Raw genomic sequence first — 15,411 nt, 5'->3', positions numbered from 1 at the left:
GAAAGTTCCTCCTTTTGTTTGGTCCTTTATGAAAGAAGTAAGCGGCTTTCCTGATGGATGGGGGGCTCAAACCAATGATCGATCGCCTGTAGAGCTGCTCCTTGTACCCAGGCCTCATCTCCCAATTCGGAGACTCGAAAGGCGACTTCACATCCAGCTTTTGAAAAGAAATTATCGGATGCTACCTCAAGGGTGTAGGGCATAAAAAAGTCCTTGGCAACCAAACCTTCGCCAACAAAAATGACAGCAGAAGGATTGAAGACGTTGATACAATTTAAAACCCCAACACCAAGGTTTTCGCCAAGCTTTCTTAAAAGATATCGTGCTAGCCGATCACCTGAATGGGCAGCAGAAGTCACTTCATCAAAACTGAAATGCCCAAGATGGAGAGTGCTTTCCGGGTAAAGATGTTGGACCTGCCTGCCTTCCGCTTCTAAGAACCGTTCAGATGCGTGCATTTCAAGACAACCTTTCTGACCGCAATGACAGAGGTAACCATCCTGCTTGATCACCATGTGGCCGACTTCACCCGCTCCTCCATGATGACCTGCATAAACGCTCCCATTTAAAAAAAGAGAGGATCCTACACCCGCTCCTACGGAAATGCATAAAAAATCATCCCCTCCTTTTCCATAACCGAGATGGCGCTCCGCTTTACTGTAAGCGTTTACATTATTATCTATAAAAATAGGCACGTGGAACGCTTTCTGTATTTTTCCTCGGATATCCACTTGTTCCCACCCTAGTAAGGTCGATCGAATCATTCTTCCTTGTTTGTTATTAATCAATCCTGATGAAGCCATTCCAATGCCAATCAGTTTGCTTTCAGGAATCGTTGTTTCTTGAATGATCTGATGAATGTGATGCACGATCGAATCCAGCAGGGTGTCTGGTGGGGTGGTCTTTTTAAAAGGAAACGTGTGTTTACGAAGAACTTGCGCACGAAGATTCGTACTAGCCACAATGACTTTGGATTCCTCAATTTTCACACCAATCGCATAGCCATACTCTTCATTGAAGGTTAGTAAGGTCGCTTTCCTCCCCCCGGTTGAATGGGCCGTTCCTTTTTCGAAAATCAAACCCGCGGATAGCAGCTCTTCTGTAATATAAGTCACCGTGGATAAACCCAAATTCAAGGCTTTGGAGATATCGGTACGACTGATCGGTTGATGGTTCCGGATGGTGGAAACCACGTGAGAACGATTCAATTCTTTCATGAGTGTTTTATTTCCTACTCTCATTGCAAGCCCCCTTTTCTTCTTTGATCTTAACTTACTTCATTCACTGAAACAAGTAACTTTCTGAAAATTAAGAATATAAACCAAAACCTTATCATTTTCGCCAAATTTTTCAGTCCATTCGATCATACATTCCAAATGATTCTCTCTCGTTTTAAGAAAAATAGGATCAGATGTTCTTTACATAACCTTTCTCAAATAAAGAAAGGGTCGAATCTTTTATAAAAGATTCGACCCTACTTTTTCATAGCTTCTGGCAGACCATTTGATCTTCCATCCTAGTTAAAAATCAGGCTTCAACTGAAGTTTTGTTTCCAACCCAATGCAAACAAACGACTACCAGAAAGACTGAGTAAAACAGCCAGGGCAAGTAAGGAAAGATCAAATTCCCACCCGGCCATTTGTCCGTTTCCAAAGAAACCGACCATCGGGAGTTTCACAGTAACGATGGCACCGACCATAATGACGCCGATGACGATGGCTGAAGTACGTACGAATAATCCAAGAATAAGTGCAAGACCTGCGATGACTTCAGCAGCTGCGACTAAATAAGCAAGAAACCCAGGCAGTCCCATCATGTCCTGAAACATCCCTACAACACCCTGAATTCCCATCCATTTCTGAATGCCATGAGCAAACATGATGATCCCTAACACGAGACGTGCAAATAATAGTCCATACTCTACTGAATTCTGTTTCATTTTTTGACCACTCCTTTTCTAAAGTTTTATGCATTTCTAGCGTACCGTGTTTTCTGATTATTCAAAGTAATCTAGCTTACAATCCTTTTGACCCTACCTTATTTCCCCCACCCATACATACTTTTAGATCAACCATTGTTCCATAAAGTGGGAAGAAAAGTCTCTGAACGTTCGGACACCCACCCTTTATGTAAATCCAGGAAGGCTCGCATCGATTCCCTTTAAAAATCAAATTCTAATCGACTTAAGGCACCGATTATTTTTATCATACGAACGTTTTTCATAGATGGCTTCTGGTCCAAAGAGATATGGATATGGAAAAAATCGCATTTGACATTTTCCTCTTTCTCATCATAGAATTGACCACATAACAAAAAGTTTCCTGAGGTAAACTTTTTGTTGCGCGGTGAAATCATAAGGTATTTTTTAAACCTATACCTTAACCCAATTCAGTAGAAAGGATGAGACGATGTCTTTATGGTTACGCTCGAGTAAGTTCGCAGCAATTTTTTTGACGATCTTACGAATTTTCGTAGGATGGAAATTTCTATCAGCAGGATGGGGGAAAATGTTCGGGGCTGAATCTTTTGATGCCTCTGGTTTTTTACAAGGAGCTTTGAGTAAAGCTGAAGGTGAACACCCTGCCGTACAGCAATGGTATGCAGGATTCCTGGAAAACTTCGCCATACCAAATGTCGAACTTTTCAACTTCCTTGTTCCCGTGGGAGAACTCCTCATTGGGATCGGGTTGATTTTAGGTCTATTTACTAGATTTTCGATCTTTATGGGTGCCTTTTTGAATTTCAACTTCTTATTTGCAGGCACCATTAGTGTGAACCCGAACCTTTTGCTCATGGAATTTATTTTGCTTGCTGGCGGGACGAATGCTGGCCGTTTTGGAATAGATCCCTATATCCAACCGTTCATTCCTAATCGTTGGAGAAAATCACATAAAAGTCAGTAACCAGTCATTGATGATCCATATGTTTGATTTCTAAAAAAATGAACCTTCCTCATGAAAATAAATGGGAAGGTTCATTCAGTAATCTTTTTCTTAAAGAAAAGAAAGTCTAAGGTGGTGTTCAGTATGAAAAACTCTTTTAGTAAATCTCTGGGATGGAGTACGAAAATAACGGTCCTTACGATTCTCCTTGCTTCTATTTTTTCTGCGATCTCTACGTTCGTATTGTCCCATTCATCGATATTCGTTGGAATCTTAATCGTCTTCTTTTTCATATCCTTTGGAATCCTCTCTGATACGATCGGTTTGTCTGCGGCGGCCGCCCAGGAGCCCCCATTTCATGCCATGGCATCAAAAAAGATGAACGGAGCAAAGGAGTCTGTGCAAATTTGTAAACACGCTGAAAAATTTTCGAGCTTCTTCAATGATGTCGTAGGAGATATATGCGGGATCGTCAGTGGGTCTGCTTCAGCAGCTGTCGTTTTACAATTAGCGCTGATGGCTGGTCAAGGGGAAGATTCGTTTTATTATTCCATGATTGCGATTGCTTTCACAAGTGTTGTCGCCGGTTTAACGGTTGGAGGAAAAGCTTTATGTAAGGAGATCGCTATTCGAGGCTCGACAAGAATTATATTTTTCCTTGGGAAAGTGATCCATTTGATTGAAACCAAAACATCCATTCGGGTTTTCCCTCAAGGGGAAAAGGGGTAATTTCCCCCTTTTAAAACGCTTCACTTATCACCCTGTTCTGCCCTTTTATAAAATTCCGTGCAGGGCACCGAGGAGTGTGAAAATGACGAAATGATCACCAATGGCGATGAGAAAGGAAGTCTTCGGCATCAGTCCGAATAAGAAATTTTTCAAATACACAAGAGAAATGAGCAGGCCTACAATCATTCCCAGCCCAGCCCCTGCTGCGAAGGATTCAGCTCCTGTCGCCTGAGTCAGAACACCAATAACTGTTGAACTGATAAAGGCAATCAGGACCGCTGCGATATATTTCATCGGTCCTTCTGTCTGATGGTCCTTGACGCCCTCATACTTCTGAATCCTTTTTTCTGATAGCAAAATAGAATAATAAATAGCTCCGTAAACCATATAAAGCACGCCACCTGCGAGTATGGCGATGCCATTGATTTGACCCCAGTCGAGATCCATAGCGTGTCCCTCCTTTCTTATTTAGGTTCGATGGCAAGCGCAATCGCTTTGATCTTACAATCAAAGGACAAGCTTCCTTCTCTCGGATGCAGCTCGACCCATTCAATCGGGTGGTCCAAATAGCGGTAGCCGCTTCTTGGAAGCCAATAACTGTACAATTCTGAGTAGCTTTCAATCAACATCCCACGGTCCTGGTAGGACACAGGCTGCTCAAATTCATAGACCACGTGTTTCCCTCCCTGAAACGGATAGATCAGCTCCTGTTCAGGAACAGATAAGGAAGGGTCGATGGCAATCCGGCAATCATAGCGGCTTTTTTCAGGAGGTGTGATATAAGGATTATTTCTAGGCACTCCAAACAGAAAAGAATCCGGGCGAATAAGCCCACGCGCGTTGGCCCAATGATAGATTTCCTCCCACGCCTCTTCCACTCCTTCTGTATAAGGACCGATGTTTTGAAGGTGGATGGTTGGAGAGGCCGGCAGATCCAACACGTTCACCCGTTGAAGATCCAACCACCTGAATTCATTATAAGCTTCTTTATGTCCATCAGCTTTCTGTTTCTTGCCAAGAAGTTTAGATTTCTTGCGGTCTTCATATTCGCGTGGAAAATGAGTCAAGTAACCTCCATCCCGCCACTTCTTCGGACTCATTTGAAAAGAATGATTGAAGGACTGGGTAAAATAAGAAACCGATGAAAATCCACAGAGATAAGCAATTTGCGTAATCGGCTGCTGTCTTTCGTAGATAAGCATATGTGCGGCCTTCTCCAATCGATTGCGCTTCACATAAGCGGTTGGGGTCTCCCCCACAAATGCTTTAAAGACCCTTTGAAAATGGTACGCTGAGTAGGTTGATTCGGCTGCCAGCTTATGCAGACTCAACGTCTCGGTTAAGTGATCATCTATGTAATCCAACACCCGACTGATTTGTTTTTGTTGTTCTCTTTCAGAAGCGTTCATACGAATCTCCTTTTGTTTAAGGTTCTAGAAAATAGAAAGGCCGACAAAGACACCCCTCGACTTTGGACGTCCCTTCGTCAGCCCTACCAGCGTTCGATATCTTTCCCTCAGCCAAGGTTATCCCCGCTTTCGACATGACTACCAAGGCTTTCGCTTCCCATACATCATCACCTATTCCATAGATGAACCTTGTTTCTTAGTGTAATACTTTTGCGCCTTTACACGATTTCCACAAACGCGCATCGAACACCATTTGCGTTTCCCCTTTTTGTCTATGAACAAGGCCACACAGGATGAATTTTCACATTTCTTCACTTTGGACCATACACCCGTTCGATAGGCATCAAGAATGGAATAAGCAAGTAAAGAAATCAATCCCTCTCCTCCCCCTTGATAAGGAATGGGACGGAAGGAATTCGAGGAGACTTTGAAATACAGAGGGACCTTTTTTATTTTTTGTTCCAGCAGGTCCTTGATATGACTACTCGAACGCTGGTCCATAAAATATGAACGAATCTCATCCCTAAAGGCCTGAAGGTCGGCTGCGTGTATCGATCCTTCTCTTACTTTTTCCACTTGATAGGACGACAACATTTCTTTTTCTTCCATAAAGTCCATCCAATTCTCAACCATGACTTCATCCGCGAGAAGCTCCGTCATTTGACCCTTTTTGTTGTTCACTGTATTGAGAAAATTCATAAATAGATAGTCTGAAAAATAAGAATAACTCTTCTCTAAATTCATGATCATCGCTCCACCTTAAACTCTAATTGTTGACGCCAATTATAACATACCGTAATATTATAACCACTAAATTAAGTTTTAGTGGTTATAATAGTGAAAAGGAGAGATACAATGGCAATTCAAAAGGTATCTGATCAAACATTTGAGCAGGAAACAAAAGAAGGGCTGGTCATTGCCGACCTTGGCGCACCATGGTGTGGTCCTTGTAAAATCATTGATCCTATTTTAGAAGAGATTGATGAGGAAAAAGGGGAGCAAATGAAAATAGTAAAGCTTGACGTTGATCAAAACCCTGAAACCGCTCAAAAATATGGAGTCATGAGCGTTCCGACATTATTATTCTTTAAGGATGGCCAAGTCGTTGACCAATCTGTCGGAGTCAAGCCAAAAGAAGAAATTATAGCTACTGCAGAGAAATATGCCTAATCTGAAATAATAGGTGCCTTCTGGCATAAAAAAACCGCCTGGGTAGACGTTTCCGTCCTACCCGGGCAGTTTTTCCTTTCATTGCCTTGACTGTCCATATTTATATCGAAAAAATAAAAACCAACAATAAAGGATATAGAAAATCATCCCTAAGCATACCCAGGCCACCTCGTCCCAGTTAAACAAACGATAAACAAAGTACTCCCATTCATTTTGATCCCCTCTGCCTATACTCGAAAGGATGAACAACAGAGTAAACAAGGGAAGAAGAATTACCATAGCTATGGAAGAAAAGGCCAAGCGTTTTTTTAAAATGTTTCGAACACCCAAGTAAATAGAAAAACCAATGAAAGCGTAAAGAATGGCAATCATCCAAAATGGAACCGTTGGGGAAATGCACACCACATCCTTTCTGGCAGACCCGGCGGGCGGGTTGCTCTTCCATAGTGATCCATCATGAGATGAAGGAAAGTCTCGTCGATTTCTGTAAATAAAAAAACACATAAATGTTTAAAAATTTTAATAAAAGGGTAAAATTAAACGTTATTCTACATGTTATAATCACCTTAACTTATGGGTTGATAGGAGAGAGAGCATGTATAGGATCGTTCGACACGTAAATAACGAAAAAGAAACCTTGAAAAATTCAAGCTCCGTGATTACCAAACATTTTAACAAGTATGAAGAAGCCCTCGTGTTAAAAAATCAACTCAATGAACATTTAACTTCTCCTCAAAGAAAATGGTGGGTGGAAAAAGTGGAATAGCCTTCCACTTTTTCAAACGGATCATGCCCCTGATCTATAGGAGAGTTTCCTAACGAAAATGGTTGTTCCCGATCATACGTAAAGGGTGAAATTTAACAAGAGGTGTCTTCCCCGGCTCTCCATGTTTCGATCGTTTTCTTCACAAATGTCTCCAGGCCGGTATCATCGATATTCACAGATTTTTTAATACGCACACAGCCCTTACCAAGGTTCAACCCGGCGAGCATCTCTTTCTTAGGGTCAATTTTTTCTATATCCCCCACATATAAACTCACGTAAGACTTCTGTGCATTTAAATGAAACAGATGGTATGAGTCCTCCCCATAGCAAAGCATTTTGTACTGAATCCCTTCCTCAAGCTCAGGTCCATTTTCTAAAATAATGGTTCTTATTTTCAATAACTTTTCTTTTCTCCAGTCATCTTCCAGCGTTTCGAAATATTCTCCTGGAGTATTCACTTCATATTGCATCACTGTTCCTCCTCTAAATTCTCATGATATTCACCCAATTTAAACTCCATTTTTCTACTTTTAGTAGTCATCCCCATGGACTCATAAAATCGTATTGCCGATGTATTCTCCTAAGATACTCCTAATTCAACACTGTGCACTTTGAGAAATCTCCCAAAATCAAAAACGTAATTCGTAAGCTTCTTCCCGATCCCCTTTCCTCTATGGGTCTCGGACACGGATAAACTGTTTATGAACAATACTTTTCTCGCATGAACAAAGGAATTTACCGGTGTTTCTTCTTCCTTTGTCACTACAACTCCGACCAAGTCATTGCCGATCACAGCCACAAAGATATGCTGTTTGCTATCCTCTATTTGGCTTCTAAAGAGCTCTCTATCGACTGGGGTTGCATTCTCTCTATACAAATCGGGCCGTGCCTTTACATGGAAGGCATGAACCTGCCTGAATAAAGGAAGCAAGGATTCATAGTCGTTTTGCTCTGCTTTCCTAATCCATAAATCCATCTATTTTTTTACCTCCCCCATTAAATCATCATGGTTATGTCCAACTCTCTTGGTGAAAGAAATGTGCTGACTTTTCGCTAAATGAAAGAGCAAGTCCCTCCTCACTAGATTGCAACTTCAATACACCTGCTCCTTTACCTTTAAAGTATCTGAGTGCCTGGTTCTACAGCATGAAAGGCCTCTTCATAATCTATATCATCTCATTCCAAAGGTGCTTCTACAAATTTATCCTATTACGCCTATGACATAGGTTGTAACCGTTATCAGACGGGAGATGGCAGTGCTTCGGTTATTTAATTTATACAGAGTCGAATTTGCATAAGGTTCCCCTTTTTATCGAAGACTAATCCTAAAAGAGGGACTTCCGAGAGAGGGATTCTATGAAAGACTCTGAGAATGGAAAAGATGGCGCAACTCATCAAACACTTTCGAGTGGATCTTCAAACCAAATCGATGTGAGTTTGGAAGGAAAACATCATCGATTTCTTGAGATCTTTTCGGATAGTGATGATATCAAATTCCAAAATTATGCATTTGGGAGAGGGTATCATGAGAAATCCATACTGATCTATTGTGAATCATTAGTTCAAGAAGAAAAGAAAAACAAATTGAAAGAGATCGTTCAAGACCTGGTCCCTCATGAAGTGGGAACAGCTGAATCGGTAAGAATAAAAGATCTTATCCACTTTTACGAAGAGGGAGGCATTCCTTCCAACTATGTAGAGATTTATCAAACGTATGATGAAGCGGTCAAGGGCGTTTTGGATGGGTATATTGTCGTTCTTTTTGATCACTGGGAGAAAGGCATAGGCATCAAGGCTGCCTCGGTTGAGAGACGGTCGATTCAAGAACCTCAAAATGAAGTCACAATCAATGGTTCTCGAGAAGGCACTTCTGAAATGCTCGACAAGAACCTGGGATTAATAAGAACCCGATTGAAGACGGCGAACTTTAAAGTCATCAAAAAAACGTGTGGAAAAATGACCAAAACGAGCATCGCCGTGTGTTATTTAGAAGGAGCCGTCGACCCAAACACCCTACAAGACCTTTTGAATAGACTCGATCCATTGAATGATGAAGAGATTTTAGAGACTTCGTTCATTGCTGAATTAATTGAGGACTCTACTTACTCCCCCTTTCCCCAATATCGATCAACAGAACGGCCGGACGTGGCGGTGTCCGGTCTCCTGGATGGGAAAATTGTCATCATGGCAGACGGAACTGGGTCTCTTCTCATCTGCCCTGGTTTATTTCATGAGTTCTTTCAATCACCTGCGGATTACTACCTGAGAACCGTGTTTTCATCGATGATTCGAATCATCAGAATAAATGCCTACCTCATTAGTTTAATCTTGCCCAGCCTATATATCGCATTATCCACCTTTCATGTTGAACTGATTCCTACAATCTTATTGATCGCGATTTTGGATACGAGGGAAGGGATCCCCTACCCTGCTTTAGTAGAAGGTCTCATCCTGGTCTTCTTTTTTGAACTTCTTCAGGAAGCTGGCCTGCGGTTGCCGAGACCCATTGGTTCCGCTGTAAGTATTGTCGGGGCCTTAATTATTGGAGAAGCAGCGATCAATGCAGGGATTGCTTCTCCTATCATGGTGGTTGCCATCGCTTTAACAGGAATTGCATCCTTTTCCATCCCTCAATATGAATTTGGTACATCAGCAAGGATCCTGCGTATTCCTATGATGATACTGGCTTCTTTTCTAGGCGGGTTTGGCATTATGATCGGCTTGCTGTTGATTTTTTTGCACTTGTCCACGTTACGAACGCTCGGACAGCCTTATCTAGGCACCTTCAGTCCCATTAGCATAGACGCAATCAAAGATTCGATCTTTCGTGCCCCACTCAAGAATTTATTGAAGGCTCCGCGAAATAAAAATCTGCATAAGCGACCGGAACGATGAAATTATGGAAAGGAGGGAATTCTTTGGCTCACTTCAAGACATTCACTTCCCTTTGCATCCTTCTTCTTGTTCTCACTGGATGCTGGGATAATACAGAGTTACCTGAATTCTCTTTTGTTCAATCTTTAGCCATTGATGTCGGGGAGGATGGAAACATTCTACTAACGACACAATTTTATCGCCCCAGTCCGAAAATAGGTTCTCAAGGAAATCAGCAGGAAACAAATATCAATGTCCAAACCGAGGGGAAATCTATTTTCGATGCCGTCCGAATGATCTCCAACATCTTAGGACGAAGAGCGCAGTGGAGCCATATGGGGATTATCCTTGTATCCGATGAATTTCTGGAAAAGCATAGCCTCGGGAAAGTCCTTGATTATTTCACTCGTGACCACGAGCCCCAATTGTTAACAAGGGTTGCCGTGGTTGAAGGAAAAGCATCGGATCTGCTGGATTTGGATCCTTATGTTGAAAACACGATTAGTCAACAATTGAGCGAAGTCCTCCAAGGCGCTTCACTCAATTCAGCAGAAACGATAGACTCTACCATCTGGTCTGTGGCAAAGCAAATGAAAAGCCAAGTGGAACTAGGTACGTTGGCAAAGTTAAAAAAGGGCGAATCGCAAGATAAGTCTGTTTTCGCAAAGGGCATCTTCATTATACAAAAGGGAAAACTGAAAGGGACATTGGACGAAAAGCAAACGAAAATGCTTTTAATTTTGAACAACCAATTCAAAAAAGGAGTCATGAATATTCCATGCGGGTCTGAAGAAAATGATCACGAAGTTATGGAAATCCTACATACTCAATCTCATATCAAACCACGTTGGAAAAACGAAAAACTTCATGTTGATGTGCATGTTACTTTGGATGGCGTAGTAGGAGAACTTAAATGTTCTACCATCATAAAGAACGAGGATATGGATAAATTTACAAATAAAGTGAAGACTACTATTTTAAAGGAAGCTGAGGATTTAATTTCTCTCTCTCAAGAAGAGCAAATGGATGTGCTCGAAATTGGAAAGAAGATTCACCAAAGACAGCCAGAGGATTGGAGCAAACTGAAATCAGAATGGAACCAATACTACGCTGATGCAACGTTCTCCATATCAGCTAAAGTAGCCGTTCATCACACGGGCGATGCACAAGGAACAAAACTTCAATAGAACAGGAGAAATTAGCTATGAGCGAAAAAATCGTGGTCATCCTTCTCGTAATTGGCGGGATCGTCATCTTTGAATTCAAAAATTGGAGAAAGCTGACCTACTCTAAACTCCTTCCGCTAATGATCCTATTATCCTTGTCCATTTATCTCAGTATTCTCTTTGGATTCAACTTGGAGGGGTTCAATTTGAACGACTTATTTGGTTTAGCATTTCAGAAATTGACGACTTCTCTCACTGATTATTTCCAATCCGGCAATTCCTAAAGGATGATGGTAACCATGAATAATGTACAAACGATAAGTACTGTTCAAATGGCTATTCTGTTTCAGGCGTACATGACAGGGTCTTCGATTTTGAATATTCAAGACCCTTTATTTGCCGTTGCAAAACAAGACGCCTGGATATCCCTTTTCATAGGAAATGCGGTTGGTTTTCTCATTCTTTTTCTCGTTTTATTCCTCTATCATAGGTATCCGACCTTGACGCTCGTTCATTACTCGAGAGAAATTATCGGGAGTACGGGTACGGTTGTCGTGATGTTACCGATTGTATTCTTATTATTTCTGATTCTATCTAGTATGGTTACCGGGATGGGGAACTTTTTCACGACAGCTATGATGAGAGAAACCCCACCCTATTTGATCAATATGTCCATCCTCTTTGTCGCTGCCTTGACGGTTCGATCCGGCATTGAAGTCATCGCAAGGATGTTTGAGGCCTTGTTCTACTTAATCATCCTGATTGTTGCCCTCATTTTCATCCTTTCTATTCCTTTATATGAACCTGCGGCTATTCTCCCTATAGCTTACGATAGTTGGAAACCGATTCTTCACGGGGCCTACATTACCTTTGGATTCCCTTATATGGATATCATGTATTTTTCTATGATCCTTCCATTCATACGAAAAGATTCAAGGAAAGCGATTTCCAAATGGTTGTATATCGGTTTGTTGTTTAATGGAATTGTTCTCATCACATCGATCGTCCTGCCGTTCATGAGTTTAGGACCGCTTGCGGTAAGTGAAAAATTTCCGATTTATCAATTATCACGACTGATCGATATTGGAGATGTATTCCAACGCATGGAGTCTATTTTCGGTATGGCCTTAATCCTCGGATCCTATATGAAAATCACGCTGTTTTTATTTGTTTTAAACTTGATCGTGACGCAATTGTTACGGATGGAAAACGATCGAAGCTTTATACTATTGATCGCTTTCATCGTATCTTTATTTTCTGTAACGATGTTTGAACATGAGATTGAATTAGGAGAAAGTGGGTCCATGATGCAGCCGGTCGCCTCGTTTTTCCTAGCTTTTTTACCACTCCTCATTCTAGTCCTGATCTCTTTAATAAGAGGAAAGGAACGAACGCAGTCTAATTAGATGAAAGCGTAAGAGCTGAGCGTGAAGAGCTAAAACATTGAACCTTGTAGAAGCATTCACTTATAAATACTCCTAGATTTCATCTAAGATACCAGCCAAACGAAGCGTACTATTGTTCCACGGAATTTCACTTCTCCAATTTTAATGACCATGATTGTCCATTTACTATGATATCAATCTATACATGATTAATCTTCTGTTCATAGAATAATACATCATGAATGGGGAGGTGTATGATTATGAATAATAACTCTTGTTATGGAAGCTATAATCCTCATGATAATAATAACGTGACATGTAATTGTTGTATTACTGGACTAGCTAAAACGATTTTAAGCCGATTCCGTTGTGGTGATACGATCGGGATCACATTTTTCGGAGAAGAAAGTGCCGGCATTTTTATAGGGAGATATAGAGGTTTAGAAAATTATGTCTTAGAAATTGATGACTTACTCGTACCTGGGACAACTAGTTTTATTCCTTTATGTGATGTTGGAAGTGTCGAAAAAGGTCTTCAAATGCAGGAACAACCTATGCAAATTAGTAATGCAAATCGAGCAGTCGAAAAGGATTAACGATTTTTCATGCTTATGAATGGTAGTTTAGGTTTCATTTCTTTACTGATTGACCATATGAATCACAACAAAGTCTGGGGATCACTTCATAAGTGGTCCCTTTCCTATAGTAAATATGATCGTAAATATCTCGTGATTTTCCAAGTTCGATAATCTACCATCAGCATCAATTGATATGTACACTTCCATTTGACAGGGGATGTGTCACTTATAATGATCGTTATTCTCCCTCACTCATAAAGCCTACCTTGTTATCGATGGCTTCTGCGATTTCGGACACAGTCTGAGAACCAGCTATGATAAAGCCTGCGTCTGCTTTTATGGTAGCTTCCATTTCTAAATAGGCAGCTCTTCCCATTTTCAAATTAAGGTTTATATCATTTAGGATTTCTATGGGGCGTATCAGGTAAATCCCTAATCATTCGTCTCTCCAAGCTATGTCTAATGGCGGATCAATATAAAACGATAATACAATGAATTATTTTAGTCTATCATTTTCAAATGAAAACGGGTAATCCAACAGGATGTAGTCTGGCGGATGGGCATCCTCTATGATGACTTTATATCTTTAATCCTAGGGTCCAATATCCACTGGTTGTAATCAGGGCCTAGCTCCCCCTTTCTTTTCACTACTGATATCAATTCCTTTCAAGTAATGGACTAGACAAAAAAACAACGCCCTTTACATAATGACTAGTCATCGAGATAATACGAAAGAAGTAATTTTTAAGGAGGGTAGGGCTTGAGGAATTTTTTATCTACTCTAGTGGTTTGGAATTTGGCATTCCTTATGTTGATACCAAGATTTATCCCCTCATTCGGGAGTCATTTCCAAGGACCTTATATCCATTTTTCATTAGAAAATATACATACGGTTTATATAGGCTTGTTTCTCACAGTCCTACTGATTCTGTTTCCGTTATCTTTTCTAATAAATAGAATAGCGAAACGAATGGAAATCGGACGTTTTTTCATTAAGCTAGGCTTATATTTGCCTATTTGTACGTTCGTTTGGGTGTTTATAGACCCTTTTTTTCATTTCGGGTATGAAATGATCATCTCCATCGTATCATTTGCCATTACATATGAATGCCTTGGCATGTTATCAAAGGGAGCTATACATAAGCTGCTTAAGAGTTTAATAGTCGCCAGTTTTCTCCTTGCATCTGTTTTTTACTTTGGGTATACCATCTAGCATTGGAGGGACCTTAACTTCTTGTTCAAATGGACTTGATCTTCGTCTAAGCCGTATGTTCGCCCGTGCCCACGAATCGGCATTATTAGGATGAACAGTGGACTAGATAGAAAAAACTCGGAGGATTTCTATGAACGTTAACTTATTGCGAAAAACTTGGATAAGAAAAATAATGAACAGTCTTCTTGTTTTTTCTGCGATCCACTTATATTTGATCGTTAGTTATTACATTTTCTATAGTACTCCCACTACATACAATGACGTAATAGGATGGATTGGATTTAGTGCTCCATTATTATTTGTGTATGCACCCTTATGGTCTTCACTGAGCGATTATTTGGCTTCCCTAACATCAAAGGCCAATAAAACCACCGTCAAGCATCGGTTTTTTTCGCTTATGTTTCATTTACTAGGTGGATGTTTCTGGGGACCTTTATCTATGATTCCTGCCTTCCTCTTCTGGATTTGTGATTCTTACTTGTTAGAAACCGGGACGAGGCGTCTCCTGAATGCTGACTAATAAATTTAACAAAGGCCGTGAGGGTAACGATTACAGCCCCATCTGATTTAACCTAGGGATATGTGCTTCCACCCTTTGAAATTGCTTTATTCTTTTAGAGCTATTGTTTCTTCATGTTCCCCCCATTTTATCGTTACATCGACCGTTTGAGTGCTATCAAAGGCATTGCGACTACTCCCACCATGTTGGGAGAACGTTTTTTTACTAGGAGGGTTCTCATTGAAATTAATTTCCGACCTTCCACTTGATGCAGCTGTCTGATAAGCATATTCTAAACGGTTGACCTCAGCTAACTCCTCCAACTCCCCTTTGTAGTTGACCACAAAATCTTCTGTTAATCCTTCTTCATTTACCGTCACTTTTAACTTCGCTACCCAATGCTCACTCTCACCTTCTACTATGTACCGTTCACGTTCTGAACAACCGATACATAAGAGCACGATAAAAACGAATGCCATTCCCAAAAAGAACTTCCTCATGAAACGCTCCTAACTCTTCAAATTCTATGAGATGAATAGTGAATCGCATGAACCTCAAATGAGTTCCATCTACATTCCAGAAAAGGTAAACAGTGATTCAATCCATTGTCCTTCAGCATCTCTATTTCTAATTATTTCAAACCATCCCCCACACATCAAATTCGCTCCTATTTATGTTTGATGTACCGGTAAATTTCCTTGTTTAAAAACATAGTCTTGAGGAAATGGTCCACTTGGACA

General features: G+C 40.7%; 17 protein-coding genes. 9 read left to right on the top strand and 8 right to left on the bottom strand.

Features of this window, described 5'->3' with window-relative positions; all coding sequences use genetic code 11:
* Window positions 1-26 precede the first annotated feature (26 nt).
* Together ACXACN_RS02560 and ACXACN_RS02555 are read right to left on the bottom strand one after the other, a co-directional pair.
* The gene (locus tag ACXACN_RS02560; protein ID WP_474962068.1) at window positions 27-1,241 is read right to left on the bottom strand and encodes an ROK family protein; all 1,215 of its coding nucleotides are present in this window, start codon (window positions 1,239-1,241) and stop codon (window positions 27-29) included.
* Between the two features lie 293 nt (window positions 1,242-1,534).
* Window positions 1,535-1,939 (bottom strand): DoxX family protein, encoded by a 405-nt coding sequence (locus tag ACXACN_RS02555; protein ID WP_474962066.1) that lies wholly within the window; start codon window positions 1,937-1,939, stop codon window positions 1,535-1,537.
* Window positions 1,940-2,408: 469 nt separating this feature from the next.
* On the opposite strand from ACXACN_RS02555, the gene ACXACN_RS02550 reads away from it, so the two are divergent.
* On the top strand, window positions 2,409-2,903 hold the full coding sequence (locus tag ACXACN_RS02550) for a DoxX family membrane protein (RefSeq protein ID WP_474962065.1): 495 nt from the start codon (window positions 2,409-2,411) through the stop codon (window positions 2,901-2,903).
* Window positions 2,904-3,026: 123 nt separating this feature from the next.
* On the top strand, window positions 3,027-3,611 hold the full coding sequence (locus ACXACN_RS02545) for a hypothetical protein (RefSeq protein WP_474962063.1): 585 nt from the start codon (window positions 3,027-3,029) through the stop codon (window positions 3,609-3,611).
* 45 nt (window positions 3,612-3,656) lie between these two features.
* Here ACXACN_RS02545 and ACXACN_RS02540 read toward each other — a convergent pair whose 3' ends face one another.
* The 3 genes from ACXACN_RS02540 to ACXACN_RS02530 form a co-directional block, all read right to left on the bottom strand.
* On the bottom strand, window positions 3,657-4,058 hold the full coding sequence (locus ACXACN_RS02540; protein WP_474962061.1) for a DUF1761 domain-containing protein: 402 nt from the start codon (window positions 4,056-4,058) through the stop codon (window positions 3,657-3,659).
* 17 nt (window positions 4,059-4,075) lie between these two features.
* Window positions 4,076-5,020 (bottom strand): AraC family transcriptional regulator, encoded by a 945-nt coding sequence (locus ACXACN_RS02535; RefSeq protein ID WP_474962060.1) that lies wholly within the window; start codon window positions 5,018-5,020, stop codon window positions 4,076-4,078.
* Window positions 5,021-5,191: 171 nt separating this feature from the next.
* Complete coding sequence (locus ACXACN_RS02530; protein WP_474962059.1) at window positions 5,192-5,764, bottom strand: CGNR zinc finger domain-containing protein; 573 nt, start codon at window positions 5,762-5,764, stop codon at window positions 5,192-5,194.
* Window positions 5,765-5,875: 111 nt separating this feature from the next.
* On the opposite strand from ACXACN_RS02530, the gene trxA reads away from it, so the two are divergent.
* Both trxA and ACXACN_RS02520 read left to right on the top strand, forming a co-directional pair.
* Window positions 5,876-6,190 (top strand): thioredoxin, encoded by a 315-nt coding sequence (gene trxA / locus ACXACN_RS02525; RefSeq protein WP_474962057.1) that lies wholly within the window; start codon window positions 5,876-5,878, stop codon window positions 6,188-6,190.
* A 595-nt stretch (window positions 6,191-6,785) separates the two neighbouring features.
* A complete protein-coding gene (locus ACXACN_RS02520; protein ID WP_474962055.1) occupies window positions 6,786-6,956 on the top strand; it encodes a hypothetical protein in 171 nt (56 codons plus the stop codon).
* Window positions 6,957-7,048: 92 nt separating this feature from the next.
* Here ACXACN_RS02520 and ACXACN_RS02515 read toward each other — a convergent pair whose 3' ends face one another.
* Window positions 7,049-7,426: an iron chaperone gene (locus ACXACN_RS02515; RefSeq protein WP_474962054.1), complete on the bottom strand. Its 378-nt coding sequence runs from the start codon at window positions 7,424-7,426 to the stop codon at window positions 7,049-7,051.
* Window positions 7,427-7,536: 110 nt separating this feature from the next.
* Window positions 7,537-7,932 (bottom strand): GNAT family N-acetyltransferase, encoded by a 396-nt coding sequence (locus ACXACN_RS02510; RefSeq protein ID WP_474962052.1) that lies wholly within the window; start codon window positions 7,930-7,932, stop codon window positions 7,537-7,539.
* A gap of 380 nt (window positions 7,933-8,312) precedes the next feature.
* Between ACXACN_RS02510 and ACXACN_RS02505 the strand changes: the two genes are divergently transcribed.
* From ACXACN_RS02505 to ACXACN_RS02485, 5 genes are all read left to right on the top strand, one after another.
* Window positions 8,313-9,851, top strand: a complete 1,539-nt coding sequence (locus ACXACN_RS02505; protein ID WP_474962051.1) for a spore germination protein — start codon at window positions 8,313-8,315, stop codon at window positions 9,849-9,851.
* A 23-nt stretch (window positions 9,852-9,874) separates the two neighbouring features.
* Window positions 9,875-11,017 (top strand): Ger(x)C family spore germination protein, encoded by a 1,143-nt coding sequence (locus tag ACXACN_RS02500; protein ID WP_474962049.1) that lies wholly within the window; start codon window positions 9,875-9,877, stop codon window positions 11,015-11,017.
* A gap of 17 nt (window positions 11,018-11,034) precedes the next feature.
* A complete protein-coding gene (locus tag ACXACN_RS02495) occupies window positions 11,035-11,280 on the top strand; it encodes a hypothetical protein (protein WP_474962048.1) in 246 nt (81 codons plus the stop codon).
* A 15-nt stretch (window positions 11,281-11,295) separates the two neighbouring features.
* The gene (locus tag ACXACN_RS02490) at window positions 11,296-12,402 is read left to right on the top strand and encodes a GerAB/ArcD/ProY family transporter (protein WP_474962047.1); all 1,107 of its coding nucleotides are present in this window, start codon (window positions 11,296-11,298) and stop codon (window positions 12,400-12,402) included.
* Between the two features lie 239 nt (window positions 12,403-12,641).
* A complete protein-coding gene (locus ACXACN_RS02485; RefSeq protein WP_474962046.1) occupies window positions 12,642-12,977 on the top strand; it encodes a hypothetical protein in 336 nt (111 codons plus the stop codon).
* 1,801 nt (window positions 12,978-14,778) lie between these two features.
* On the opposite strand, the gene ACXACN_RS02480 is transcribed toward ACXACN_RS02485, so the two are convergent.
* Window positions 14,779-15,171 (bottom strand): hypothetical protein, encoded by a 393-nt coding sequence (locus ACXACN_RS02480; protein WP_474962044.1) that lies wholly within the window; start codon window positions 15,169-15,171, stop codon window positions 14,779-14,781.
* Window positions 15,172-15,411 lie beyond the last annotated feature (240 nt).

Source organism: Halobacillus sp. AWM4_238 (genome assembly GCF_056158265.1).
Note: the sequence above shows the minus strand (reverse complement) of the source record. Positions and strands in the feature narration are given on the sequence as shown.

Bases quoted from the DNA above. Each gene is read 5' to 3' on its own strand.
- ACXACN_RS02480 (WP_474962044.1), bottom strand. From the start codon at position 15,171: ATGAGGAAGTTCTTTTTGGGAATGGCATTCGTTTTTATCGTGCTCTTA.
- ACXACN_RS02540 (WP_474962061.1), bottom strand. From the start codon at position 4,058: ATGGATCTCGACTGGGGTCAAATCAATGGCATCGCCATACTCGCAGGT.
- ACXACN_RS02560 (WP_474962068.1), bottom strand. From the start codon at position 1,241: ATGAGAGTAGGAAATAAAACACTCATGAAAGAATTGAATCGTTCTCAC.
- ACXACN_RS02535 (WP_474962060.1), bottom strand. From the start codon at position 5,020: ATGAACGCTTCTGAAAGAGAACAACAAAAACAAATCAGTCGGGTGTTG.
- ACXACN_RS02555 (WP_474962066.1), bottom strand. From the start codon at position 1,939: ATGAAACAGAATTCAGTAGAGTATGGACTATTATTTGCACGTCTCGTG.
- ACXACN_RS02490 (WP_474962047.1), top strand. From the start codon at position 11,296: ATGAATAATGTACAAACGATAAGTACTGTTCAAATGGCTATTCTGTTT.
- ACXACN_RS02515 (WP_474962054.1), bottom strand. From the start codon at position 7,426: ATGCAATATGAAGTGAATACTCCAGGAGAATATTTCGAAACGCTGGAA.
- ACXACN_RS02545 (WP_474962063.1), top strand. From the start codon at position 3,027: ATGAAAAACTCTTTTAGTAAATCTCTGGGATGGAGTACGAAAATAACG.
- ACXACN_RS02520 (WP_474962055.1), top strand. From the start codon at position 6,786: ATGTATAGGATCGTTCGACACGTAAATAACGAAAAAGAAACCTTGAAA.
- ACXACN_RS02550 (WP_474962065.1), top strand. From the start codon at position 2,409: ATGTCTTTATGGTTACGCTCGAGTAAGTTCGCAGCAATTTTTTTGACG.
- ACXACN_RS02505 (WP_474962051.1), top strand. From the start codon at position 8,313: ATGAAAGACTCTGAGAATGGAAAAGATGGCGCAACTCATCAAACACTT.
- trxA (WP_474962057.1), top strand. From the start codon at position 5,876: ATGGCAATTCAAAAGGTATCTGATCAAACATTTGAGCAGGAAACAAAA.
- ACXACN_RS02485 (WP_474962046.1), top strand. From the start codon at position 12,642: ATGAATAATAACTCTTGTTATGGAAGCTATAATCCTCATGATAATAAT.
- ACXACN_RS02495 (WP_474962048.1), top strand. From the start codon at position 11,035: ATGAGCGAAAAAATCGTGGTCATCCTTCTCGTAATTGGCGGGATCGTC.
- ACXACN_RS02530 (WP_474962059.1), bottom strand. From the start codon at position 5,764: ATGAATTTAGAGAAGAGTTATTCTTATTTTTCAGACTATCTATTTATG.
- ACXACN_RS02510 (WP_474962052.1), bottom strand. From the start codon at position 7,932: ATGGATTTATGGATTAGGAAAGCAGAGCAAAACGACTATGAATCCTTG.